Source organism: Microbacterium sp. NPDC076768, assembly GCF_040687205.1.
Classification (GTDB): Bacteria; Actinomycetota; Actinomycetes; order Actinomycetales; family Microbacteriaceae; genus Microbacterium.
In genome coordinates, this window is the sequence record NZ_JBFBMU010000001.1 from 551,377 (window position 1) to 576,293 (window position 24,917).

Below are 24,917 nucleotides of genomic sequence, written 5' to 3' on the forward strand. Positions count from 1 at the left end.
GGGTCACTCGGCAGGACTCGGGGAGAGCCACACGTAGCCGAAGGGCGCGAGTGTCACCGCGTCATGGTGCACACCCGTCAACAAATCGGTGCCAGCGAGTGCGGGAAGATCCACCGTGTCGGCACTCACGTTCACTACGGCAACGACCTCTTCCGGGGTCCCTGCCGCCCGCCGCACCACAAAGACACGGTCGTCGATTGACTCAATCCGCTGCGAGGCGAATGGCGAGAAGCCGGGGAGTTCCCGCCGCACCGCGAGCATCGCGCGCAGGCCGTTCAGCATCCCTGCGCGACGTCCTGTGAGTTGTAGCTCTTCGGCCAAGCGATCGGCGTCGAGAACCTCGCGATTGATTCTTCGCGCGATCCCGCTCTTGCGCACAGCCTGTTGATCTTGCGTGGAACCAAACAGCGAGTGGTAGTAGATCGCCGGGACGCCGACGAGGGAGAGCAGAATGGCGTGCGCGGCGAGACCGCGCTGCACCGCCGAAAGGTCGGGATCAGGATCTCCCGGTTCCACCAGCGCTTCGAGAAAGTTGGTGTTGAGCTCGTACACGCCCTCGCTGCCGTCAGGGCGGCGAGCCATCGAGACCTGCCCGCCACGAGCAAGAGTGCGCTCCACGAGAAGCGCCCGGTCTTTATCGGTGAGCAACCCCTCGGTGGGGCGCAACCCAATACCGTCGTGGCTCGCCAAGAAGTTGAACCACGTGGCAGTCTCGCTCACCGGGCCCACCCCACTCGCCCACTCGGCGAGCGCCGTGGCATGACCGGTGACGAATGCGTGCAGTACGAGCGGCGGAAGAGCGAACTGGTAGACCATGTGCGCTTCGTTTTCGCCGTTGCCGAAGTAGGTGATGTTGTCGGCGTGCGGCACGTTGGTCTCGGTGAGCAGCAGCGTACCGGGGGCAAGGTCGTCGACTATCGCCCGCCAGATGTGGATGATCGCGTGGGTCTGCGGAAGATGGATGCCGGTGGTGCCCGATTGCTTCCAGAGGTACCCGATCGCGTCGAGGCGCACGGTGGTCGCGCCGCGGGCGAGGTAGCCGAGCAAGATGTCGGTGAGGTCGAGCAGCACGGCGGGGTTACTCGGATCCACATCAACCTGATCGGGTCCGAATGTCGTCCACGCGTGGGCGATCGATTTATCCGGCCGCTCATACGTGTGGACGAGCGGTGTGGTGCGCGGTCGCACAATCCGTGAGACGTCGAAGTCTGCCCCCGGATCGAGGAAGTACCCCGCGTAGCGTTCATCGCCGGCGAGCCAGGCGCGAAACCAGGGCGACGAGCTCGAGACGTGGTTGGCGACGAAGTCCAGGGCGAGCGCGTACTCGCGACCCAGCTCTGAGACGTCACTCCAGGCGCCCAGTGCGGGATTGACCTCTCGATGATCGACAACGCCGAAGCCGTCATCTGATGTCCAGGGGTAGATCGGCAGCAGGTGCACGTCGCTCAAGGCATCGCCGATGTGCTTTCGCATCACGGTCGTCAGCGTGCGGAGTGGGGCCTCCCCCTCGCGCCGGAAAGAGTCTCCGTACGTAATCAAGTACGCGGTGCGTGCATCTGGCCGCGTCTGCGCAGCCGGTGCGAGTCGAGTGCGCCAAGTCTCGGCGAGTTCGAGAAGCGCGGCGAGCACCTCTTCCGCAGAGTCAGGGTAGAGCTCGGTGACGAGCGGGGCGAGGCGTTGCTCCAGGGGATGCATTGGCCTACACGTTAGACACAAGCCGCCAGAACATCAACAACGCTGAGCGCTACTGCCCCTCCCCTTGCTTCGGGATGAGTTGATACGTGGCCGCTTTTACAAGAGCTTCAGCGCGCGAGTGCACGCCGAGCTTGCGAAAAATGGACGCCAGGTGCGCTTTCACCGTGTTGAGAGAGAGGTGCAATTCTGCGGCAATGTCTGCCCGTGTTTCGAAATCCACCAGTGCCGCCAGCACATTGAGCTCCTGAGGGGTGAGTTCGGAGTGCCGAACTTCATTGGACGCTTGGCGCGGCACTGGCAGGTCGGCAAGGCTGTCTCCGATGGCGAGTTGGTCGCGCTCCGCTGCGCTCAACAACATCAATGGGAGCCGGAGACCCGTGTGGTCGACGGCATATCTCAGCCGCGCACGGATGTCATCAAGATTCAGCGTCGATTCTCGGTTCTGCAGAGCGAGAGCGGCGATGGCGGAGGACGCATCGTCAAGCGGCGTGCTGCGGTCTCGCTCGGCTCTAGCCAGAGCACTGGCAGCTCTCTCTGTTTGGCCAGCCCGTGCAGCAATGAGCGCTCGCAGCGCCGCCGTCACCGCTCGGTCGCTGGTTCCCTGACGGTTGCCGATACTGGTGCGCGGAGAGATTCCGGCTGCGCGAAAGAAGAGCTCAATCTTTCTGAGTCGCGCAATGATTCGAGGGTGTGTTGCGTCGTTGAGCCGTTCTGCCAACACGTTATCGAACCACAGCACCGCAGACGCGGGATCCCCTCGGAGCAGTTGTTCGCACACCCGCGCAAAGAGCACGATGTCCCAATGCTCTGTCTCATCTTCGTAAGCGCTGAAGCGTTCGAGGACGCGACTCAGCTCAGGTGCGTTGGCACCTAAAGCAGCGATGAGCATTTCGGCAAGATCATGAAATGTCGGCGCATGCCCGGTCTGCCACGCCTCCGGCCAATCTTCGACTCGTAGCAGTGAGAGCCAACGACGGGCGAGTCGCAGGTCCCCGCGCTCGGCATGCAGGAAGGCGAGCGCTGCCGCAGCAGAGTTTCGACGATGTCCGAGCGAATACTCCGCACTAAATTCGTACAGCGCCCCGAAGAGAGCCTGAGCTTCGTCGTCGAGGCGGGAGTAGATCAAACTCACGCCCACCTGATGCATCACTGAAGCGAACATGTGGCGCAGAGTCGGGTCGACTCCTCCGCGCTGGAGAAGATCATCGGCTCGCTCGTACGCCCTCATCGCCATTTTTTTAGCCTGCGCAAAGCCACCGGCACGACGGAGCAAGTACGCACGCGATCCGACGATGATCGCCTGCTCGGTCGGCGGCAGCGACCGCAGACTCGTGATGGCCGCTTGGTCTGCCGTCTCGAAGTAGCTAGCCGCTCGGTTCGCCCCACCGGGCTGCAGCGCAAGCAAGGATCCTAGCCAAAGAGCGAGCAAGGGGTGCTTCGCGCGACGCTCCGCTGGAAGCTGCTGAATGAGCCCGCGCGCCAGGTCAGCCGCCTCTTGTGTAAACGGAAACGCGCGCATTCCTGCAGCGGCAACCAGATCGAGGTCGTCACTCCAGACGGCATAGCGCAACGCTGCGTGCGGATTTTCTTGGTCTCGCAGCAACCATCGCGCAACGACAGCGGCACTGACCCTGTCGTCTGCGGTCTTTACGGGCGACTCGGCCGTCCACCCGAAGTAGGTCCGCACTTCGTCGGTGTACTTGACGACGCGCTCCCCTCGGTCTGACGTTTTCCATTCGCCGAGTCCGAGACGCACCGCGTCGTCGAGCGCTACGCGCGCATCGACCCCGGGCATCAAGACGTGAGCGAGCCTTTCGGAAACATACGGAGCCAGAGCCGTCGCGCGCACGAAAGCCCCTCGTGCGCGAACAAGCACGTCCTCCAACACCGGTGCCTCACGCGAGGTGCGGTCATCGCGCGCAGGCGCGGAGCTACTTTTCTGCGTCAACTGCGTTACTTCGACAACAATCTGTTCAACGCCCAGGAGGCGCGTTGACTGCTCCTCCAGCACCATCTGTTCGGCAATGATCACGACGTGCGCACCGTCGAGCTCGTCGAGGAGGCGCGCCAGGTCTTGCTCGAGCTGCGCACACGACCTTTCGGCCGCTCCCTCTGGCGCCGCGCTAATTCTCAGCAGAAGCAGGAAAGGACGACTCTGGCGTCTGGCGGCCTCGATAACCGCGTTGAGCGCGGACGATCCACCGTCATCCAGAATCAGCTGTCTTTGCAGCTCTTCATCGTCTACCAGTCCGGTGCTGTGTAACCGCGTCAGCGCGCGTAGCCAAACCTTGCACCCCGCGGGGGAACCCGGCTGGATTTCCAGCCACAGGGAGAAGTAGCGAGCATCCCACCCCTGTCGCACAAGCCATGCTGCGGTGTCTGTGCGAGAAGGCACACCACCCTCGGAGGAACGCAAGACTGAGAAGCGATGCTGCTGGTCGGGCACGATGTTCCTTCCTCTGCTGTTCTCAGTTGTGCGATCACGTGGCAACTCTGGCCGCGCACACACCACTGGACGACGGTCGCTACACTGCCGGGCACACCGATCTTTGGGTGCGCCCTGAGCCGACGAATGCTGGTGGGACGTCGGGAACGTCCCACCAGCATTCTCCTAGCCCATCGTCACCACTGCACGTCGGCGCGCGACAAACCACGCACCGAGGCCTAGGAGAAAGGCACCAACCGCGCCACCGATACCCCAGATTTGCCCACCGGTGACTGCCAGCGGTGGCAGAACCGGGGTCACCGTCTGACAGTCAGGATCACTGGATTCTGCACCGCAGTTGCCTCCTGATCCTGGCGGAGTGACGACGACGTTCTCGATCGTGCCCGCGTGCGCCACCGTGACCGAGTAGGTCAGCGTGACCGTTTCTCCGACAGCCAGTGCGCCAGCCCAACTCAATACCGGCGACGCGAAGGTGCCGCCATGCGTGACGTCTCCGTTGTACTCGCCGAGCGCAAGAGCGTCACTGAGGTCGTCGGTGAAGGAAGCGGGGCGCTCTTCAGTGAAGGCCACCTGCCCTGTGTTCGTCACCGAGATCGAGTAGACGATCGTGTCGCCGATGGTGGCGCTCTGCGTAGAGGCGGTCTTGTTGACGGCGTATGACGCAATAGGCGTTTCGGTCACACACTCACCGGTCGGGGAACATGCCCCACCGGGAGCATCGCCCACGACAGCGTTGCGCAACAGGCCATCTCCGGTCGCTGGCTGCTCTACGGTGACCGAATAGGTGATCGTAACTGACTGCCCTACCTCGATCCCCCCTGACCAGCTCAGCTCCGTTCCCGCAACAACCGCACCCTGGGTCGCATCGTCGTTATAGGTAGCGTCGTCGAGAACACCGGAAAGGTCGTCGGAGATAGACGCCGGCTGCTCTGCTGAATAGTCCACCTGTCCGGTGTTTGTCACGATAACCGAATAGGTCACTGTGCCGCCGAGGGAGACATCGGCCACCGAAGCTGACTTGGCGACTGCGTACGACGCGACCGGCGTTTGAGTAACGCATCCGCCTTCGACGCAGGAACCGCCTGGCGCCGTGGGAGCAACGATGTTGCGCAACATGGAGTCACCGGTGACCGGCGCATGCACCGTGACCGAATAGGTCACGTCAACGCTCTCACCCGCACCCAACGGCCCGCTCCACACGAGTTCCGTGCCCACAAGAGCGCCACCATGCGAGACATCCTCGTTGTACGAAGCGTCATCGAGCACCCGCGAGAGGTCGTCGGTGAATGACACAGGCTCTTCGTCGGTGTAGTCAATCGGTCCGGTGTTGGTCACCGTGATTGTGTACCTCACCACCTCACCGGGGAACGCACTTTCTAGGTCCGAGGTTTTGGAGACCGTGAAAGACCCTGACGGCACGTTGGCGACGCACGCGGGGTCGCTAGACCCCACCGCGCAGTTACCGCCTGCGCCAGGAGGTGTCACCACCGCGTTCTGCAGCAGCTGATCCCCCGTCAGCGAGTCACTCACAGTGACCGAGTACGTCACAGTGATGGACTCCCCGATCGCGAGCGGCCCGCTCCAGGAGATCACTCCACCGGTCACATCGACGCTGTCACCACGGGAGCTGCGGGCGTCACCGTTGTAGGTTGCATCGTCGAGCACCTTCGAAAGATCATCGACGAAGCTCGCCGGTGCTTCGTTTGTAAAGGCCGTCTGACCCGTATTGGCAACGACGATCTCGTACTCGACGACCTCGCCAGGGAGCACTTCAGTGGAGGTGGTCGACTTTTCCACCCGGAAAGAACCGACCGGCGTCTGGGTCGAGCACTGCTCGTCGCACTCGCCTCCCGGAGCCGCTGGCGTCACGACATTCACGAGCTCATGATCGCCCGTGAGCGGGTCATCGAGAGTCACAGAGTAGGTCACGTCGACGGTGGCTCCCGCGGCGAGCGCGCCAGTCCATGTGAGCGTGCTGCCCGTGACAGATGCCCCCTCCGAGGCATCGCCGTTATACGTCGCGTCATCGAGCACCCCAGAGAGGTCGTCCGTGAACGACGCTGGTGTGAGATCCGAATAGTCAACTGCGCCGGTGTTGGTCACGGTAACGGTGTACGTCACTGTCTGGCCGGGCAACGCTGACGGCAGATCGACAGCTTTCGAAACCGCGAAGGATGCGACGGCAGACGCCGTTTCACAGCTTTGATCAGGAGCGCACACCCCACCTGGGCTCGTGGGGACGACGGCGTTGCTGAGATTCTGGTCACCTGTGACCGGGTCGTTGATTGTGACGGAGTACGTCACGATCAACGATTGACCGGCCTGGAGCGGCCCCGCCCAGCTCAGTACGCCATCGTCGACTGAGGCCCCCTCAGAGGCATCGTTGTTGTAAACAGCGTCATCGAGCACATCCGAGAGGTCGTCTGTGAAAGACGCGGGGGCATCCGCGGTGTAGTCCACTTCGCCGGTATTGGTGACCGTGATCGTGTAGTCAATGGTGTCGCCAGGCAATGCCGTGGTCGACGATGCCTGCTTCTCCACGGTGTAGGAAGAGACCAACGTGCTGACGGAACAGTCGGCATCGGGGGCACAATCCCCGCCAGGGGCCTGCGGAACCACAGCGTTTGTCAACACTCCGTCACCGGTAGCGGGGTCGTTCACGGTAACGGAATACGTCACCTCTGCGGTCTCGCCGACGTTAAGTGCGCCGGACCAGGTGAGCACGTCATCTTCCACAGTCCCGCCCGCGCTCACGTCGCCGTTGTACACGGCATCATCGAGCACCGCCGACAGGTCATCGGTGAAACTCACCGGATCGGCAGCTGTGAAAGCGGTCGCTCCCGTGTTTGCGATCTCGACTGTGTATGTGATGACATCACCGGGTGCTGCCACAGCGGAATCTGCCGTCTTCGACACTGTGTAGCTCTGAATCGGTGTGAGGGTGCACTGTCCATCGGCCGGGTCACAGTCTGGATCGGGGGCTTGTCCTGGAGTCACAAGGTAGTTTGCCGCGGTGTTGTTGCCCCGATCGCTCTGCGCATTGACGGTGGCGGTGTAGGTGATCTCTGCGACTTCACCGACGGCCAAGGTGCCTCGGATCTGGAGTAGGCCGTCTTCAGGCCCGTCGACAGTGACGCTCGAGGTGTCGGACTGCGGCGTGGTCGTGAGAGATGCATCGTCAAGCACATCGCTCAGATCGTCATCACGCGCGACATCTACCGTCGTCGCGCCGGTATTGGTAACGACGACGGTGTACGTGAGTTCAGTGCCCTCGCGCACTGGCGTCTCCGAGGCCACGACGGTCTTGTCGTACGAGATACCGCTAATCGGGTTGCTGGTGCACGTGGGTGCTTCGGAATCAGCGGGATCACACACTCCATCGGTCGGCGGCTCTTCACCCGGCGCGAGCAAGAAGTTGGAAGCGGTGTCGTCACCTCGCTGCGCATCTGGCAACACAGTGACGGTATAGGTGACGGTGTACAGCTCGCCGGCTGGCACTGAACCGCTGACGCTGATCTCTGCGCCATTGCGAACCGCGGTTAAGCCGTCTGCAGACGATGGTTCGACCGTGACATCGGCGTCATCGAGGACGTGGGTTAGGTCATCAACCGCGTCTACCGTAGCGGCAGCCTGGCCATCGTTGTCAAAGAAGAGCGTGTAGGTGATGGTCGAGCCCGCAACCAGGGGCGGCGAAGACCCTGTCGCTTGCTTCCATTGCGACAGCCCAGACCCAGGAATTGTCACTGTGTCGCACTGGGGGTGCCCCGTGGCGATATCGCTGGCGGGGAGACACGCGTGGTTTGTAAGAATCTGATCCCCGTCGCCTGTGTAGGTCACCGAGTACGTGATCGTTGCCGACTCCCCCGAGGCCAGAACGCCTGTCCAAGACAGTTCAGGGGACGCAAACGAAACCGTTCCGACGCTGGCGGCAGCCCCGGAGTCGAGTGTTGCATCGTCGAGTACTGCGGAGAGATCGTCGGTGAAGGTGGCCGGCTCCTCAGAGGTGAAGTCCCCAGGACCTTGGTTCCGAATCGTCACGGTGTACTCCACCGATTCCCCTACCGCTGGCAAGTCGGTGCGGTTGGCGGACTTGTCGATCGAGAGTTTCGGCAGCAGGAACTCGCTCTGCGCGCAGGTCTCCCCCGTCGCCGCGTCCTGTCCGTCAACAGCGGGGTCACAGTCGGGGGGTGTCGGCGCGTTCGGGTCCTCAGGCTCCCACGCGACGTTGCGCACGAGGCCATCGCCCCCTGCGCGCAGCGTGACGCTGTACTCCAAATCCACAGCTTCGCCAGCGGCGAGCGCACCAGACCAGGTCAACACTGGGGCGTTATAGGAGGTACTTCCCGGCCGAGAAGCCGTCGCATCGTCGTTGTAGACAGCGTCATCGACGACTGCGGAAAGGTCATCAAACACATACGCGGGCTCCGCCTCGGTGAAATCCGACGCACCGACGTTGGTGGCACTCACCTGGTAGGTGACCGTATCGCCCACTCGTGTCTGCGCCGAGGCGTCGGAGCTCTTTGTTATCTCGATCAGTTGCGCGCAGCTGGTCGCGGAGTTGGCGTTGTTGCTCTCGTCGTCGTCTTTCTCGTTGCCGCCGACGCTGGCGGTATTGGTCAGGCACGCGCGCTCCGTGGTGGCGGTGTCGCCGGTCAGCACGATCTCGGCAGACGCACCGGCTGCGAGTCGTCCACCAGAACAGCTGACGTTGTTGCCGACGACGGTGCAGGTTCCATCTCCCGAAGCGGTGACGTTCGAAAGCTCGCTTGGCGCGGCATCCTTGATCACCCAACCGCTGGATTCACCAGGACCGTCGTTCGTTACTGTCAGCGTGTAACTGATCGTGCCACCGGGGCGAAAGGTTGCTGGACCTTCTTTCGTGATCGAAAGGTCGACAGGATCACCGGGGATAGCCGTGCCATCGTTGCCGTTAGAGAGCGGCCCCCTCACAACATCGACTATCTCGAAGGTCGGGGCAGCAGCTTCTGGATTGGTGATCTTGATCTGAGCGATGGTGCCGGAGGCGTTGTGGGAGAACCCGAGGTTGCCGTTTCCGAATCTCCACGCCGCCCCCCAAGAACCCGCCGCGGCGTCGGGAATCACACCCTCAAAGAACGCGACCGCCCCGTTGCCGGGGTCAATACGCATAAGCGTTCCCGGAGGCAGATTTCCCATCGAGTCCACGCCCCAGAAGTACCCGCCGAGGTACTCAAAGTCGGCAACGCCCCAACCGGTTCCTGCGATCGTGCGGGTAAAGGCCACCGTTCCCGTCGCCGCGTTGAGCGCATAAAGAGTGGGCTGACCCGAAGTCCACTGTGTCGAGTAGTAAAGCCCATCGTCGGCGTTGAAAGCTCCCGCATATTGGGCGAAAGGGAAGGTGTAGGTTCCCACCCTGGTCACGACGCCGTCTTGCCCAATGCGCACGAACGCGCGAGGCGGGATGGTGCCGATTGTCGACGTTGTGGAGCCATAGATGTAGTCGTCTGCGGTGTTGTAGCCGATGGCGTTGTACGTTCCGCTGGCGGGAGCACCCTCGGCGGTAAAGGCGAAGGTTCCGTCGCCTTCTGTTTCAGAGCGAAAGAGACCGGTTCCCGCACCGACGGCGTTCTGCGCCACGAAGACCGTCGCTCGGGCGCCGTCGAAGGCATCACCCGGCGCCGCGTGAGCAGGAGAGGCGGCGAGAGGAGAAGCTGTCGCCAGCAACCCGACGACGAGTGACAGTGAGGCGATGCCGGACAACCGTCGCCGGAGCACCCCACGTCGGCTCCTGCGATCGCTATGGGAAGTTTTGGGCGCGCCAAGCATTCGTGTTTCTCCCTAACCCGTTCACCTCTGGCGCAGCACAACGGGCATGGCTACGCAGAGCGGTCGCGCCCATTGTTAGCAACAGCAGAGAGGAGAAGTAGGGCTCGCTCGACGTAGCGAGACAAAAACCACCCGCGGCTCACCCTCGACCCACTACACCGCCGTTGCGGATATCGAGGCGTGCGGGCGCTGCCCCTCAGACACTCGTGACTCGCTGTCATTCACCAAAAAACCGGCGTGACACAGCAGCTCTGCCATGCCCGGAATGGTCCAGGTATGCGCCGTCGTCACGGCATGCGGGAAGGGTTCGCCATCCGGTCCATCAAAAAACCCCAGGAGGAGTCTGCCGCCCTCCGGGATCACGCGGCGGACGGCAGCCAGCAATGACGGAATCTCTTCTGCGGGTGCATGGATGATCGAGTACCAGGCGAGCACCCCACCAAAGGAATCCTGCTCCGCGTCGAGGTCGGTCAAAGACGCAACTCTGAAAGGAATGTGCGGAAAACGAGCGGAGGCTCCTTCGATGAAGGCCGGCACTAGATCGATGCCCTCCACCGCGCATCCGCGATCGGCGAGAAACGCGGTCCAGTGACCGGGACCGCACCCGATATCGAGGAGGCGACCGTCGATCCCCTCAGCCCACCGAGCGATGCGCGCTCGGTCCCTCGTGTCCATCTGATCGATGTCACCCAAGAGCGCCGTGTACTCGCTTGCACGGTCGGTGTAGCTCTGGCGAACACGCGCATCACTGGTCATATGACCCTCCGAAAGTTTCGGTCGCTGGCGCAGATCCCTGCAACGATCATCCAGTATCAGTGAGTATTTCAGAACCACGTCTGGGCCCGCCCGCGCCTCCTCGAGTCCAGCTTTTCCGCTTCAGATGGAACAACCCCGCCAATCGCTTGACGTGAGGCTGAGCCGCGAATTCAACTGGGATCGTCTGTGGTGAAAGTTGGGTGGGGGGCACTCTTGGGAAAATTCAAAGTATTTGGTGGCCGAAGGAGGTCTATTGCACTGGGTTGGGCGGCGCTGCTGACTGTCAGTGTCATTGCCGCGGCCCCCGCATCGGCCGCCGACGTCGTGCCGCCGACAGGCTCGCTGTTGGTGCAACGCAGTGCAGACGTCGTGACCTCTGATCCGATTCCGACGGTGCAGATTGATGACGGGTATGTGTGGGCACAGACAACGATCGGTTCGACGGTCTTTGCTGTGGGTGATTTCGACAACGCACGTGAGGCATCGACAGGTACCGGCGGCGCGCGCACGGCGCGGGCGAACGCGCTGGCATACGACATTCAATCTGGGGAGCTCTTGCCGTTCGCACCTCAGGTCAACGGTGCGATCAAGGCAGTTGCCGCGTCGGCTGATGGTGAACGGGTCTATATCGGTGGGTCTTTCACCAGCGTGAACGGTGAGGACCGCTGGAACTTTGCCGCCTTAGACGCCACGACCGGAGAGCTCATTCCAGAAGTTGCTCCGATCGTGGGAGGAACGGGCGTCTATGCGATTGCTGTTGATGGGCCGAACATCTATCTGGGCGGATCGTTCACTCAAGTCAACGGCAGCGGCCGCAAGAATCTCGCCGCAATCGACGATCAAACGGCAACCCTTGCAACCTGGGCGCCGCAGACTGATCACCAAGTCGATGCGATGGTGATGGACCCCGCGGGAGCGAAAGTTATTGTCGGCGGTCGCTTCTCTGAGGTGAACGGTAATTCGTCGATCGGGGGCATCGCTGCCCTCGACAAGACCTCCGGCGCGTTAGACGAGCGCTGGGGAGTTTCGCGGACAATCAACAACAGCGATGCCACGGGCAGGGCGGGCATTTTCAGTCTCGCTGTTGACGCATCGGGCGTGTACGGCACGGGTTGGTCATACTCCGTTCCAGGTACCGTGCAACTCGAGGGGGCTTTCGCAGCGGAAGCCGGCACCGGTGAGGTGCGTTGGATCTCCGATTGCCTCGGCGACAGCTATGGCGTCTATTCCACCGGTGACGTTGTGTACACCACCAACCACATGCACTCGTGCGAGACGATGGGGATGCAAGAGGCTCAATCGACCGAAACGTATCGACACTCCGCGGCATTCACCACAGACGCGCGAGGCACGCTGGGCACACAAACCAACAGCCGATTCCAGGACTGGGGCGGTGCACCAGCACCTGCGCAATACGCGTGGAGCCCAACCTGGAGCATTGGCAACTCGACCGGACTTTCGCAGGCGGGCCTTTCGATCACCGGCGCAGGAGACTTGATCTCGATCGGTGGCGAGTTTGTGTCAGTCAACGGTGGCGAGTTCGCAGGATTAGTGCGGTTCTCCACCTCCCCACCAGGCGGCGCGAAGGACGGCCCGCGGTTGGCAGATGCCCAATGGGCGCCGACGGCGGAGTTCTCAGGACCAGGCCAAGTCGAGGTTTCGATTCCGGGAAACTGGGACAGAGACGATCTGACACTCACCTACGACCTGTGGCGCAGCGGCACCGATACGCCCATTGATTCCGTAGCGGCCGATGGAACGGAGTGGGATCAGACCGCAATCGTGTTGAACGATCGATCTGCGCGTCTGGGAATGCAACAGGAGTACACCGTCACCGCCACGGATGCCGCGGGGAACTCCGTGACCAGCGCCCCCACAACCGTTACAGGACGTGGTCGGTGAGGTCGAGAACGGCACGCACCATGCTGTCGGAGTCAATGCCGTGATAGCGGTACACATCGGCGAGGTTGCCTGCTTGCCCGAAGCGGCTCACGCCGAGGTGCCGACTCTGCACGCCGTGCACACCGGCGAGGAACGCCAGCGCGTGCGGGTGACCGTCAAGAACGGTCACCATCGGTGTCGCGCGGTCGGCTGGCAGCACCTGGTCGAGTATCCAGCTCTCCCCCGCATCCTGCCCCTTGCGCGACTGCATCGCCTCGAACAGCATCCCTGCACTCGTGACGCACACCACGTCGACGTCGCGGCCGAGGTCGGCAAGCCGGTTCGCTGCCTCCAAGGCATCTGGCACCATCGCGCCCATCGCCACGAGCGTCGCTACCGGCGTGGACGCTGTGCGCAGCCGGTACCCGCCAGCAACCACCTGGCGACGACGCCGCTCTCGAGCCGCCGGATCGGCGGGGACTGCCGCCAGAGTCTGATCGACCGGCTTGGTCGACAGCCGCAGGTATGCGGAGCGACCACCAGGGCGCCCCATCTGTGCCATCGCGGCGAGCAGCATCCATTCGACTTCTTGCACAAAAGCGGGTTCGAAGCTGAGCAGCTCTGGCTGCTCTAGTCCGATAGAAGGTGTCTTGATGGACTGGTGCGCACCACCCTCGGCAGCGAGCGTGACGCCAGAGGGAGTGCCGACCAGAATCGACTGCCCACCCGCATACATCCCATACGACCAGGGTTCGAGGGCCCGCTCCACGAACGGGTCATAGAGCACGCCGATCGGATACAGCGGTTCACCCCAACGGCTCCAGGTCGCGCCGAGCTCACCGAGCAGGCTCACCAGGTTGACCTCGGCAATGCCGAGTTCGATGTGTTGCCCACTCGGACGCTCACGCCAGTGCATGATCGTCTCCGGGTCATCGTCAAACCAGTCCTGCCGATCCTGCGTTGACCACACTCCGACCTTGTTCAGCCAACCGGCGAGGTTCGTGCTCGAACTCACATCAGGACTGGCTGTGACCACCCTGCGCGCCACAGCCGGGGCCGAACGGGTGAGGTCAAGCAGCACGCGTCCGAGCGCGGCTTGGGTGGCACCGGTGCCGCTCGGGGTGCGGCCAAAGTCGGTCGGAACAGCCGGGGGGATTGCCGTCGGCACCGGATCGCGACGCAACCGTTCAGCCGTCTCGGCACACAGCTGCCCCTCTTCCGACTCCGGATCAAACCGCTGCCACGGCGCGGACACATCCATGCCCGTCTCGGCGGCGAACGCGGCGTACTGTTCGTCTGCCAGCAGCGAGGAATGGTTCTGGGGGTGCCCAGCAGTCGGCAGCCCATTGCCTTTGATCGTGTAGGCGATGATGACAGTCGGACGCTCATCGTCGATTTGCGCGAATGCCTCCCGCAGAGCGGCGAGGTCGTGTCCGCCAAGGTTGCGGATGGTCTCGACCAGCTCGGCGTCGCCGATGCCGTCAAGCAGAGCCCGGATCGCAGGTGCGGCCGCATCAGCGCCAGGCAAGCGGTGACGCAGCTCGGTGGCGCTACAGCGCAACAGCCGCTGGTACTCGGCGTTGGGCATGCCGAGGATTCTGTCGCGTAGCTCCGTTCCGCCCTGCCGCGCGAAGAAGCGTTCCAACCGGTGCCCAAACGGCACGGTGAGCACCTGCCACCCTGCGGCATCAAACATCCGCTCCAGCTTGCGGGCCGCAATGTTCGGCACCACACGGTCGAGCGACTGCCGGTTGAGATCCACGATCCACACCAGCTCGCCGAGGTCTGGCACGTGCGAGTCGAGCAACGCCTCCCACACCGCACCTTCGTCGAGTTCTGCATCCCCCACGAGGGAGTACTGCCGACCACGGGCTGAAGTCGTCGAGATAGTCGCAGAGTAACGGCGTGCGATTGCACCCCAGATGGGCGCCGTGGCACCGATGCCGACAGAACCGGTGGAGTAGTCCACCGTGTCTGGATCTTTCGAGCGGCTCGGATAGCTCTGGATGCCACCGAACTCGCGCAGGGTCGTCATCTGCTCGTCTTCCAGCTCACCGAGCAGGTAGTTGATGCCGTGCAGAACAGGTGAGGCGTGCGGCTTCGCCGAGACCCGATCTTCCGGGCGAAGCTGATCGAACCACAGCGCCGTCATGATGGTCGCAATCGATGCGCTCGACGCCTGATGTCCACCCACCTTGAGCCCGGAGGGGTTCGGGCGCACTCGGTTGGCGTGATGAATCATCGACGTCGAAAGCCACAGCACACGCTGCTCGATGGCGGCGAGCGCGCGGAGATCGGCACGCGAGTCGATGGCAGTGGCGGGGGCGACGGGGGCAGAGATGGTCATGCGGCGACATCCTCGGGAATCGGTTTCGGCGACGTCGCCGAAACCTCGAATGCTCCTGCCTTTCTGAGGCAGTCGCCTTGCGCGCGTTGTGAGCGCCACAGGCGGGAGCGGAGTAAAGCAAATCTTTCTGCTATTGGATCAGCAGAGATCGCAATGGACAACTGTCACTCTCTAAACTATTCAGAACGCGCAATTTCGCCGACTCACCACGAGAGAAGCTGAGCACTGTGTCTATGAGGAAGATCGCCGACCACACGGACCGCAGCCTGATCCGCCAGCTGACCCGATCTCCCGGGGCGACCATCGTCGCGCTGGCCGAGGCGACCGGCCTCGCGCGCAACACCGTGCGTGCCCGCCTGAGCCGGTGGGACGAAGATGGCACGCTGCGTTCGTTCCAACGACGCGTAGACCCCGGCGCTCTCGGTTTTCCTCTGCACGCCTACGTGCTCACCAAGGTCACTCAGCGCAAGCTCGACCAGGTCGGCGAGGCGCTCTCCACAATCCCGGAGGTCACCGAAGTTCTCGGACTCTCCGGCATCAGCGACCTGATGATTCGAGTGGTCGCCCGCGACGCCGACGACCTCTACCGCATCGCCGGGCGGATCCTCGATGTTGACGGCGTAAAACGCACGACCACCGGGCTCGTCATGCGCGAGATGGTGCCGTACCGCATCGAGCAGCTGCTTTAAGGCACTGACGATCTTGTTGCGGGACTAGCTCGCTGCGCGATGCTCAACGAGATAGAAGTGAACCGCCTCGCGAACGAGTTCCGCTTGACGAGCGCCTCTTTGGGCGCGGAGTTGCTCGAACGCCTCCCACTCCCGATCGGACAGCGTCGCCCTGACTGTTCGCGTTGTCGCTGCTCGCGCTGGTTCGGCACCGATCCGTGGGCGCCCCCGGCGAATCTCCTGCTGCATGGCCTCAACCGATCCATACTCAGCGACGGCAAACTCCCGACCTGCAGCGGCCGCATCCTCGCCTGTTCGCGCGGGACCCGAAGGGATGATCGTCGCCGCCGGATCTGCGTACCTGTCGCTCAGCGCGTCGTAGTCGACATGGCCTTCGTTCATGCTGGATTCTCCTCCCTGAAACGCCGGATCGCCGGCCCCAACTGCATCACGTGAAAGATGATCACTTCCCGACCTGAGCTCGTCCACATCGGCGCCATGCGTCATGTTATTAAAGTAAGCCGAAAAAGTAAGCGCATCGCTCGTGAGCAGACCGACACTGACACTCGTATAGAAACCCCAGCGCCACGAACCCACCGCTGTTAGTGCGTTCGTGTGACTTTTTTCAGCCCAGTCGGGCGGTCAGGGTCCAACCCTCGAGACACCGCGAGCTGCAGTGCCAAGATCTGCAGCGGGATGATTTCAAGCAGTGGAACAAGCGCAGGATCCAGGCCGGCGTAAGACAGGCCGGGGAAGGATGAATCAAGCACGATCGGACGTCCACTCAACGCCACAACATCGTTTGCGAACGTTTCGACAGATTCACGCCCGCCTGGGCTCGCTGTCAGAAAGATCACTGGGGTGCCTGGCACGACCTGGCCTAGCGGGCCATGCTTGGCGTCTGCGGCACTCCATCCCGAAGCGGCGATGCCGTTCGTCTCCATAAGTTTCAGAGCGGCCTCTTTCGCAGAAGACATGGAGTAGCCACGGCCAACGACAAGAACACGAGCAGCATCCGCAAGCTCCGCGCTCCAGCTCGAAATTAGGGGCCCGCTCGCCGCAAGGAGCTCGGCACCTGCTGCGGCAGCCGTCTGAATCGACTGGTGCGTGTCGCTCCACTCGATACCCGCGGCGTGCGAAAGCACGGAGTAGAGCGCCAACAGCTCTGCCGTGTAGGTCTTCGTCGCAGCCACAGACAGTTCAGGACCAGCAGCGAGCGCCACATGAACATCGCCGAGCCGCGCCAATGAGCTGTCCGCGTTGTTGGTGAAGGCAATCACGGCAACACCTGCGCGCTGACTAGAGCGCACCGTCGCGAGCAGGTCTGGAGACTCACCTGACTGCGAGACGGCGAGCATGACGGATCGAGGGAAACGCAGCTCTGTGTCGAAAGCGGTGAAGGTGCTCGGCGTCGCCAACATCGCCGGAATGTTGAGGAGATTGTGGGCAAGGTACTGCCCGTATTGAGCGGCGTGATCACTAGAGCCACGAGCAGCGAACACCAGGAGCGCGGGATCTACATTCCGAATGAGGGCAGCTGCGGAGTGCACGGCCTCCCGCTGTGTGCGGGCGAAGTCAAGCCACCTCTCGGGCTGCTCGTCGATCTCGGCACGCATGTGCGCGCCTGTCACGACTGCAACCCGGTGATCATGGCGACGAGCTCGTTGTGGCTCGTGTCTGCGAGCTTCTTCACGCCGACCTGAGTCCCCCGGCGCAATACAGCCACACGGTCGGCGAGTCGGAAGACCTGCTCCATGTTGTGACTGACGATGAGCACGGCAGCACCGCGCTCGCGCAGCTTCGCGATTGTTTCTTCGACCTTCGCCGTCTCCGCCACACCGAGAGCAGCGGTCGGCTCATCCAAGAGCACAAGCCCAGATGCCCAGTGCGTCGCCCGACAGATCGCCACGCCCTGTCGCTGACCACCAGAAAGATCACTCAAAGTCGCGCGTGCGGAAGGAATGCGCACATCCAGAGTGTCCACGAGCTCCTGTGTCTGACGCGCCATCTTCTTGCGGTCGAGAATCCTCAGCGGCCCTTTTGTCAGCTCACGACCGAGAAACATGTTCATGTACACCGGCTGATCCTGCACCAGCGCCAAGTCTTGGTAGACGACCTCCACGCCCTTGGCGCGGGCGTCTGAAGCATCACGGAACTTCGCCGGTTCGCCGTTGAGCCAAATCTCCCCCTCACTGGGCTGATAGAGACCGGAGATGATCTTGATCAGAGTCGACTTGCCTGCGCCGTTATCGCCGACGAGCGCGACAATCTCGCCTGGCATCACCTCAAGATCAAAGCGCTTGATGGCGACGACGCCACCAAAGTTCTTATGGATACCGACAAGTCGCAGCGCGGGGTCGGTGGTGCCAGCGGGGCTATCAGCGGTGGCAGGTAGTGAATTCATCAGCGTGTCCTGTTCTGAGAAACGTTACGCAGGCGTGGAAGAGAAAGGAACGAGAGGAGCGGAGCCATCGGCGGCCCAGATCCCTTCGACATGGGGGTTGCCAGTCGAGATACCGGAGATCGCGGCGGTGAGACCGCGGGTGACGAACACCTGCGGTCGAAATCCGAAGATGACGGTGTCGCCGACCTCTACGCGACCGCCGGAAGACGACGCCGTGTCGCCGAGCGGAATGCGGCAGTAGTAGTCGATCGCCTCTGGCGCCGGCATATCGACGTCACGATCGTGTGCCCCATCGGTATCGACAGATCCTGCCGGATACACCAGCGCCTGCGTCGCGCTGCCGCCCAGCACCGGATCAACATAGAGGCCGCCGCCGAACACGTAGGCCGAGCCGTCGTGAAAATGCGACACTTCGCTGACGTAGGCGATGGCTGGCTCTTCGACAAGATCTTCGACGGCGTGCAGTGGCGTGGTCCCTGTAAGGCCATGCCCCGGCTCGACCTGCGTTGCCCCTGCGCTTGCAAGAGATTCCAAGACAGACACAGAAGTGGTGCCAGGAGCGTTCACTTCGACGTGACTGCGGCCAGAGGCGAGAAGCATCTCTTTTGCTTTGGTCAGGGTGGCGCGGTTGGGTGTGGCCTGCGCTTGGCCAGAAATCGCGTCAAAGAGCGTGGCGGGGAAGGTCGTCACCCCTGCCACGCGCACTCCAGGGATGCTGTCGATGCGATCGGCAGCTGCGACGAGGTCGTCGAGCGCAAAGCCACCCTCGTGTCCTGTGTAGAACCGATCGCCGGGGGCGACCACGCGAAGAAGCAGGTCTTGCACCCGTCCGCGTGCGATCGCCGCGAGAGCGACTTCTCGCGCCTTCTCCTCGTTAAACACCGTCCAGTAGAGAGGTTCCGTCGCAGCAGCGATAGATGTCTGATGGCGCGGGATCTGCACCAAATGGCCTAGGTGCCCCACAGCGAGTCCACCGGTGGTGGCGGCGACAGCGCACTCCAGATCGACACCGACCGCGTGGGTGAGGCCATTAGCGACCAAAGTGCGGGAGACGTCTGGATTGCGTCCGATCTGCTTGGTCATCGCGAACGGCGTGAGCCCGAGCCTGGAGGTCTCTGCGACAAAAGCGGCGGCGTTGCGGCCTACAGCGTCAAGGTCGATCACGTAGGTGTTGGCCGGAATCTTGCCAGCCTGGTGCAGCGCGGCTGCCGCGTTAAGGAGCGGTGCGTTGCGCCGACGAAGGAGATTCAGAAACATGTGGTGTCGCTCCTAGCTGTTCTTCTTGCCACGGAGGCTAAACGAGACCGCGATGAGAATGATGATGCCGCGAACGATCATCTGCTGAGAAACGTTCAAGCCAGCGAGTATGAGCCCGTTATTGATCATGCTCATCAGCAGACTGCCGATGAGCGCACCGATCACCGTGCCTCTTCCTCCGAACAGGCTGGTGCCACCCACGATCACGGCGGCGATCACCGTCAACAGATCTGCCTCGCCGAGCGTGTAGCGGGCACCTTGTAGGCGGCCGGCATACAGCAGACCGGCCAGTGCGGCCGCCGTCGCGCTACCGACGAAAACCATGATGCGCACGCGGTTCACCTTGATGCCGCTCACCCTGGCGGCCGGGGCACTGTTACCGACAGCGAGGACGTGCGCGCCGTAACGACGCTGACGCAAGAAGTGCCAGCCAACAAGAACGGCTGCGGCCGTCCACCACAACAGGATCGGCAGCCCGAGGAAGTTTCCGCCACCGAACAACCAGACAAAGGTCGGGTCGGTGACCGGGACGGACTGCAGCTCGGTCAGCTGACGAGCGAGGCCCGCAACAATTCCCAACATCGCGAGCGTCACCAAGAATGAAGGCAACCGCACCCACGTGACAAAGATCCCGTTGACGAGGCCGACCGCCGCACCGATGGCGAGCCCCGCGAGCGCAGCCAACCACCACAACCCCGTCGCTTCGAGCGTGACGGCTCCTGTCAACGCAGACAGAGCAACGACAGAGCCGATCGAGAGATCGATCTCGCCGGTACTGAGAACGAACACCATGCCGATCGCCATGATCGTGATCGGCGCCGCCTGGATCACGATATTCACCAGGTTCGTGCCTGTGAGAAAGTACTGCGTCTGAGTGACCGCGAAGAACAAAAAGACGACGGCGAACCCGATATAGACGACGTAGTTGCTCCACGTCACCTCGCTCAGCCGCGTCAGCAAGGAACGCTGCGTTGGTGCCGATCGATTGGGGGCTTGCTGAGGGGCTGCGGCGCTCATCGGGTCAGGCCTTTCGAAACAAGGGGGGCGAGAATGTGGTCTAGCGCGAGGCGCGCTGCTCCGACTACCGGAGCACGGTGTCCGAGCTCGCTGAGACGGACGTCAATAGAAGGGATGCCGAGTTCGAGGAGCCACGCCGCGAGGGGCAGGAGAAGCTCAGGGCGGGAACCCACACCGCCACCGAGGACGATGATCTCGGGGTTGAGTACCGCGTTCACCGCCGCGAGACCTAGCGCCAAATGCTTGGCCTCGTCACTGACGGCAGCGACGGCATGTTCGTCGTCTTCGGCAACTCGGTCGAACACTTCGCGCGTGGTGATGGTGCGCCCGGTGCTGAGCCTGTAACGGTCGGCCAGAGTATGCCCGGCGAGGCTTTCCTCCAGCGGGCCGCGGCGATGGTTCCGCTCATCAAACGGGTCGGCACCAATCGGAAGGTAGCCAATCTCGCCTGCGGCACCCGTGGCGCCGCGCACAAGCGACCCGTTCGCAACAATGCCCATCCCGATTCCGGTGCCAACTGCCACGTAAACGAAGTTGTCTGACTCGCGACCGACTCCGCTATGCAGCTCTCCGACAGCGGCTACGTTCACGTCGTTTTCCAGCAGGACCGGATGCCCAAGCGCGGCTTCGAGGTCTTCAGAAAGGCCGTTCTCGGTGGCGCTGAGGTTGGGAGCGAGATCGAAACCCGCAGTGTCGTTGGGTACGCCGGCGCCGCCGATCCCCGTGGCAACTATCTGAGAGAGGGTGACGCCGCCCAGGTCGGCGAGGTTGCCAATCACCTCGACGAGTTGGGAAGCGAGGTCGGCGCCGCTTGCGACATGGGTGGGAACGGTGGTCTCCGCAACGATGTCTCCGTTTGCGTCCACGAGGCCGGCATGAATCTTGGTTCCGCCGACATCTATCCCGACGACATAGATCGAAGAGTGCGTGTTTCCGGTCGAGGCTGCAGTTGTCATGATGCTCCCTCGACAAGCAGGAGGCGTGCAGGATTGTCGGTGATCAGCTGTTCACACTGGTCGCCGGTCACCCCGCGGTCGCGCAGCATCGGCAGAAAGACTTCGCTGAGGTAGCTGTATCCGGTCTGGCCGTGGGTCGTGGGGTTCATCCACACTTCGGCACCCGTGAGGTCGAGCGCAAGGGTTATGCGGTCTCCGTGCCCTTCCGCGATGAGTTCTGCGACGAGGTCGGCGCGCTTTTCGTCAGATCGAAAATAGGAGCGTTTCGTGAACTCACCTTCGTCTCGGTGCGTGGCGGGGCCAAGGAAAAACTCCCACACCTGCTTGCCGATCGTGTCGATGGCGATGTTGACTCCTTGGTCGAGAACGCGCCGCACGTAAGTGGGGTCGGCGTGAGTATCCATGTGCCCGATGACGACGCGATCCAGGTCGATGCCCTCGCTGCGGAGGATCTGAATCTGCTCGAGCGCCATAGTGCCGTGCGTGGTGTGAGTTGCGAGCGCCAGCCCTGTCTCCACCGCGGCGCGGGCGGCGGCGCGCAGACACTTGTCTTCGTGAGCGGTGATCTGATCGAGGCTTGTCGCCTGTTCGCCAAAGATTCCTGCCGAGACGCTGGTGCTGCCGATGCCAGAGGTGGCATCGGCAATGAACCGCGCCGCGAGATCGTCGAGCGAAGCATCGAGAGCCCAGCGAGGAGAGAACGACTCGAGGTACACCGCCGAGCCAGCGACAATGTTGAGCCCAGTGCGCCGCGAGACTTCGGCGAGCGCTTCGACGTTGACCCCATCGATATCGCGTCCCACCACGCCATACGGGCTGAGGTCGACCACGGTGCCGAACCCGGCGGTGGGAAGGCCTTGGAGGGCATCGACGGCGAGCTCAATGTGCGTGTCGCGTGCACCACCGGTGAGCCAGGGCCCAGGAACGAGCGAGAACAGATGCTCGTGCGGCATGATCCGGCCGAGGGAGTGTTTCTCTACTGGTCCGAGGACCGTCTGTACGTGCGCCACGTCATGCTTCTTTCTGGCGTCGGTGCGGCTTGAGGGTGTCTTGGTGCGCGAGTGGGGATCTCGATGGAGGATGCACATCGGGATCCCCACCCACAGCCGGTGGGGTTACTTCCCGGTGACGCTGCTCGGCGGCTCTGTGCCGTAGTCGTCTTCCCAGGCCTCAACGATGTTGTCAGCGGTGGCTCCCATTGGGGTGATCGCGACCAGCTCGGGGGCTTCCTTGTCGATCACGCCGTATGCACTAGCAATTGCGAGACCCTTACCCAGACTGATGGAACCGTTGCCGACGAGTCCCACCACGTTGCCTCCTGCCACCATGTCGGCGGCCAGGGTGGCGTCGAGATCATTGGTCACGACTTTGATGTCGGTGCGGCCCGCGTCGCGAATCGCTGCGACAACGCCCTGTGCTGCTGTAGCCCACGACACGTAGATGCCTTTGAGGTTCGGATTGCGTGCGATCATCGCTGCCGCGACCTCTTGGGTAGCAGCTTCGTCAGTGAATCCCTGCTCCGCGACGATGTCGATGTCGGGGTAGGAGTACGCGGTCCAATCTTTGAATGCCTGGTCGCGCTGATTTGTGAACCAGAAGTCGGCATCGTGGAACATGTAGCCGACCTCGCCCTCTCCGCCGAGCGCGTCGCCCAGCAAATCGGCGTTGATCTTGCCTGCCTCGGTGAGTGACTCGGTCACGATGGATACGAACTGATCGCCGGCAGTGTAGCCCGCTGGCGGAGTGGTCATGATGACGAGTTTTGTGCCTGCATCCACAGCAGGCTGGAAGGTTGCCGCGGCAGACGTGGGATCAACGGCGATCGTCACAATGATGTCGGGGTCAAGAGCAAGAACGGTCTGAAGGTTGTTTGCCTGGGTCGCCGCGTCGAAGTCCGCCTGCGTGCTGGCGACAACCTCGATACCGAGTTTCTCGAACTCCTCCGTGGCGCCCTCTTCGACGGCGGTGACGAATTCGGAGGAGGTGTGCCACACGAATGCGGCCGTGAAGTTGCCTGCTTCGACCTCCGCCATCTCTTCGTCGGTCAGTACGAGGTCGTCGAGGGCACCGGGGACCTCGCCGCCAGGGCCTGTGAACGCGAGGCTCGGCTCAACGGCGGGGCCGCTGGATTCTTCGGCCTCGGGTGATGCCCCCGCACTGCAACCGCTGAGGGCGAGTCCCGCGACGAGCGCGAGGGCTACAAGAGCCCGTTTAGGTGTTCGAGTCTGTGTAAACGGAGAGTTCATGAGCGGGAGAGCCTTTCGCAAGATGAGTGCTGGATCGGGTGTCTCGGCAGTCCAGTCGATGGCCTCAGCTGGATTAGCTGACACTTTAGTTTCAGGTTGCAAATAAAAGCAAGACCTAATTTCTGAGCCCTGTGACGCCGCCTCCCGCCTCGCGCTGCAGAGATGGCATACTTTGGTCTCACGGTGGCGGTGATGAAGTACGGGAAGTGGAAGTCGCAATGGTGCAGGACACACGAGAGATGAACCGGTCCGCCGTCCTCACAGAACTGCTGCGTTCTCGGCCCGTCAGCCGGACTCAAATCGCCCAATCGATCGGAGTATCAGCCGCAACCGTTTCGCGGGTAGTCGACCAGCTGACCGACGAAGGGCTCGTCCACGAGCTCTCAGCCGTTGTCTCCGAAAGCCGAGGACGCCGTCCCGTTCTCCTCGACGTGGTTGCTGACAACACCTATGTCGTGGGAGTAGACATCGGCGCCGCCAACACCCGCTACGTCGTCGCAGATCTTGTTGGCTCTGTCGTCACCTCAAGCGAGGTGACGACGCCGACGAACCTGTCCGCGGATGGCCTTGCAGATTGGGTCGCGTCAGAGGTCAAGCAAGCCGCCGGAGAACGGTGGCCCCTCGTGCGATACGCGTGCGTGGGCCTGCCTGGTGCAGTCAATCGCGAGCAGGGAACGGTGTCGAACGCGCCGAACCTTCCGCAGGTAGAGGATCCCCGGTTCCTCGACGCGTTGCACACGAGTTTCGGCGTTCCGCTCGACGTCGACAACGACGTGAACTATGCACTCCTCGGGGAGCAGCGCTTTGGCATCGCCCGAGGCCAATCGGCCGCGGCGATGCTGAACCTTGGCGCTGGCCTCGGTGCTGCGCTGGCTGTCGACGGCGCCATCTTGCACGGGCGAAGGGGTCTCATTGGCGAGTTCGGGCACCTCCCCGTCGGCGTCTCTGGCGACCGCGTGGAACACCTGGTCACAGGGCCGGGAATCATGCGGCAAGCCGCCGATGCCTCGGTTGACCTCGACGGGCCAGGCGACCTATTCGCCGACAGCCCAGCTCGCCCACTGGCACAGCTCCGCACACATTTCGATCACGCCCTCTTAGTCGTCCTCACAGCACTCACCGTGAGCTGCGACCCGGAGACGATCATTCTCGGTGGTGGCATCTCGAAGTCTCTGGCGTCGAGCTTGCCGCGCTACGAAGACGCGCTCAAAGAGAACCTCAACTCGTCGCCGCGACTCGTGCTCCCGCAACTCGGCGACATGTCTGGAGCTGTCGGTGCCGCCGTTTCCGGACTCCACCGTGTCTACCCAGAGCTGGGAGTTGCCGTCGACGCTCTCGCGACACTCCCCCGTCGCGCGGAATAGGCGCGCAGGACGCCTGCGGCGCAGCAGCCAACGCGAGCTGTGATCTGATGGCAAGCTCGACTCACTCTGGCCCGA

16 protein-coding genes are annotated in these 24,917 nt (G+C 62.7%); 3 read left to right on the forward strand and 13 right to left on the reverse strand.

Annotated features, from left to right (window positions below):
• Positions 1-3 precede the first annotated feature (3 nt).
• The 4 genes from AB0O87_RS02845 to AB0O87_RS02860 all read right to left on the reverse strand — a co-directional run bounded on the left by AB0O87_RS02845 (position 4) and on the right by AB0O87_RS02860 (position 10,702).
• On the reverse strand, positions 4-1,695 hold the full coding sequence (locus AB0O87_RS02845; protein ID WP_363511537.1) for a sugar phosphorylase: 1,692 nt from the start codon (positions 1,693-1,695) through the stop codon (positions 4-6).
• 49 nt (positions 1,696-1,744) lie between these two features.
• Positions 1,745-4,090: a helix-turn-helix transcriptional regulator gene (locus AB0O87_RS02850; RefSeq protein ID WP_363511539.1), complete on the reverse strand. Its 2,346-nt coding sequence runs from the start codon at positions 4,088-4,090 to the stop codon at positions 1,745-1,747.
• A gap of 216 nt (positions 4,091-4,306) precedes the next feature.
• Positions 4,307-9,895 carry a DUF11 domain-containing protein gene (locus AB0O87_RS02855; RefSeq protein WP_363511541.1) on the reverse strand — a complete coding sequence of 1,863 codons (5,589 nt, stop codon included), beginning with the start codon at positions 9,893-9,895 and terminating at the stop codon, positions 4,307-4,309.
• A gap of 204 nt (positions 9,896-10,099) precedes the next feature.
• Positions 10,100-10,702: a class I SAM-dependent methyltransferase gene (locus AB0O87_RS02860; RefSeq protein ID WP_363511543.1), complete on the reverse strand. Its 603-nt coding sequence runs from the start codon at positions 10,700-10,702 to the stop codon at positions 10,100-10,102.
• Between the two features lie 213 nt (positions 10,703-10,915).
• Here AB0O87_RS02860 and AB0O87_RS02865 point away from each other — a divergent pair, with 213 nt between their 5' ends.
• Positions 10,916-12,604, forward strand: coding sequence for a hypothetical protein (locus tag AB0O87_RS02865; protein ID WP_363511545.1), 1,689 nt, complete (start codon positions 10,916-10,918; stop codon positions 12,602-12,604).
• Here AB0O87_RS02865 and AB0O87_RS02870 read toward each other — a convergent pair.
• Complete coding sequence (locus AB0O87_RS02870) at positions 12,585-14,930, reverse strand: pyruvate dehydrogenase (RefSeq protein WP_363511547.1); 2,346 nt, start codon at positions 14,928-14,930, stop codon at positions 12,585-12,587. The two genes, AB0O87_RS02865 and AB0O87_RS02870, sit on opposite strands and share 20 nt — an antisense overlap.
• Before the next feature lie 233 nt (positions 14,931-15,163).
• Here AB0O87_RS02870 and AB0O87_RS02875 point away from each other — a divergent pair, with 233 nt between their 5' ends.
• On the forward strand, positions 15,164-15,619 hold the full coding sequence (locus AB0O87_RS02875; protein WP_363512896.1) for an Lrp/AsnC family transcriptional regulator: 456 nt from the start codon (positions 15,164-15,166) through the stop codon (positions 15,617-15,619).
• Between the two features lie 24 nt (positions 15,620-15,643).
• Here the strand turns inward: AB0O87_RS02875 and AB0O87_RS02880 are convergent, their stop codons facing one another.
• From AB0O87_RS02880 to AB0O87_RS02915, 8 genes are all read right to left on the reverse strand, one after another.
• Positions 15,644-16,000, reverse strand: coding sequence for a hypothetical protein (locus AB0O87_RS02880; RefSeq protein WP_363511549.1), 357 nt, complete (start codon positions 15,998-16,000; stop codon positions 15,644-15,646).
• A gap of 200 nt (positions 16,001-16,200) precedes the next feature.
• Entirely contained in the window at positions 16,201-17,214 is a 1,014-nt protein-coding gene (locus tag AB0O87_RS02885; RefSeq protein WP_363511551.1) for an SIS domain-containing protein, read from the reverse strand.
• Between the two features lie 11 nt (positions 17,215-17,225).
• Positions 17,226-18,002: an ATP-binding cassette domain-containing protein gene (locus tag AB0O87_RS02890; protein WP_363511553.1), complete on the reverse strand. Its 777-nt coding sequence runs from the start codon at positions 18,000-18,002 to the stop codon at positions 17,226-17,228.
• Positions 18,003-18,026: 24 nt separating this feature from the next.
• Entirely contained in the window at positions 18,027-19,259 is a 1,233-nt protein-coding gene (locus AB0O87_RS02895; protein WP_363511555.1) for an alanine racemase, read from the reverse strand.
• Positions 19,260-19,271: 12 nt separating this feature from the next.
• Complete coding sequence (locus tag AB0O87_RS02900; RefSeq protein WP_363511557.1) at positions 19,272-20,276, reverse strand: ABC transporter permease; 1,005 nt, start codon at positions 20,274-20,276, stop codon at positions 19,272-19,274.
• A complete protein-coding gene (locus tag AB0O87_RS02905; RefSeq protein WP_363511559.1) occupies positions 20,273-21,232 on the reverse strand; it encodes an ROK family protein in 960 nt (319 codons plus the stop codon). Before AB0O87_RS02905 ends, AB0O87_RS02900 begins: the two co-directional genes overlap by 4 nt.
• The gene (locus AB0O87_RS02910; RefSeq protein ID WP_363511561.1) at positions 21,229-22,242 is read right to left on the reverse strand and encodes a hypothetical protein; all 1,014 of its coding nucleotides are present in this window, start codon (positions 22,240-22,242) and stop codon (positions 21,229-21,231) included. The genes AB0O87_RS02905 and AB0O87_RS02910 overlap by 4 nt, the downstream gene beginning before the upstream one ends.
• Before the next feature lie 105 nt (positions 22,243-22,347).
• On the reverse strand, positions 22,348-23,478 hold the full coding sequence (locus AB0O87_RS02915) for a substrate-binding domain-containing protein (RefSeq protein WP_363511563.1): 1,131 nt from the start codon (positions 23,476-23,478) through the stop codon (positions 22,348-22,350).
• Positions 23,479-23,717: 239 nt separating this feature from the next.
• Here AB0O87_RS02915 and AB0O87_RS02920 point away from each other — a divergent pair, with 239 nt between their 5' ends.
• Positions 23,718-24,842, forward strand: a complete 1,125-nt coding sequence (locus tag AB0O87_RS02920) for an ROK family transcriptional regulator (RefSeq protein WP_363511565.1) — start codon at positions 23,718-23,720, stop codon at positions 24,840-24,842.
• The last annotated feature ends 75 nt before the right edge of the window (positions 24,843-24,917 follow it).

Coding starts and splice junctions, on each gene's coding strand:
- AB0O87_RS02885 (WP_363511551.1), bottom strand. CDS start 17,214: ATGCGTGCCGAGATCGACGAGCAGCCCGAGAGGTGGCTTGACTTCGCC.
- AB0O87_RS02890 (WP_363511553.1), bottom strand. CDS start 18,002: ATGAATTCACTACCTGCCACCGCTGATAGCCCCGCTGGCACCACCGAC.
- AB0O87_RS02915 (WP_363511563.1), bottom strand. CDS start 23,478: ATGAACTCTCCGTTTACACAGACTCGAACACCTAAACGGGCTCTTGTA.
- AB0O87_RS02900 (WP_363511557.1), bottom strand. CDS start 20,276: ATGAGCGCCGCAGCCCCTCAGCAAGCCCCCAATCGATCGGCACCAACG.
- AB0O87_RS02860 (WP_363511543.1), bottom strand. CDS start 10,702: ATGACCAGTGATGCGCGTGTTCGCCAGAGCTACACCGACCGTGCAAGC.
- AB0O87_RS02875 (WP_363512896.1), top strand. CDS start 15,164: ATGAGGAAGATCGCCGACCACACGGACCGCAGCCTGATCCGCCAGCTG.
- AB0O87_RS02895 (WP_363511555.1), bottom strand. CDS start 19,259: ATGTTTCTGAATCTCCTTCGTCGGCGCAACGCACCGCTCCTTAACGCG.
- AB0O87_RS02880 (WP_363511549.1), bottom strand. CDS start 16,000: ATGAACGAAGGCCATGTCGACTACGACGCGCTGAGCGACAGGTACGCA.
- AB0O87_RS02870 (WP_363511547.1), bottom strand. CDS start 14,930: ATGACCATCTCTGCCCCCGTCGCCCCCGCCACTGCCATCGACTCGCGT.
- AB0O87_RS02920 (WP_363511565.1), top strand. CDS start 23,718: ATGAACCGGTCCGCCGTCCTCACAGAACTGCTGCGTTCTCGGCCCGTC.
- AB0O87_RS02845 (WP_363511537.1), bottom strand. CDS start 1,695: ATGCATCCCCTGGAGCAACGCCTCGCCCCGCTCGTCACCGAGCTCTAC.
- AB0O87_RS02905 (WP_363511559.1), bottom strand. CDS start 21,232: ATGACAACTGCAGCCTCGACCGGAAACACGCACTCTTCGATCTATGTC.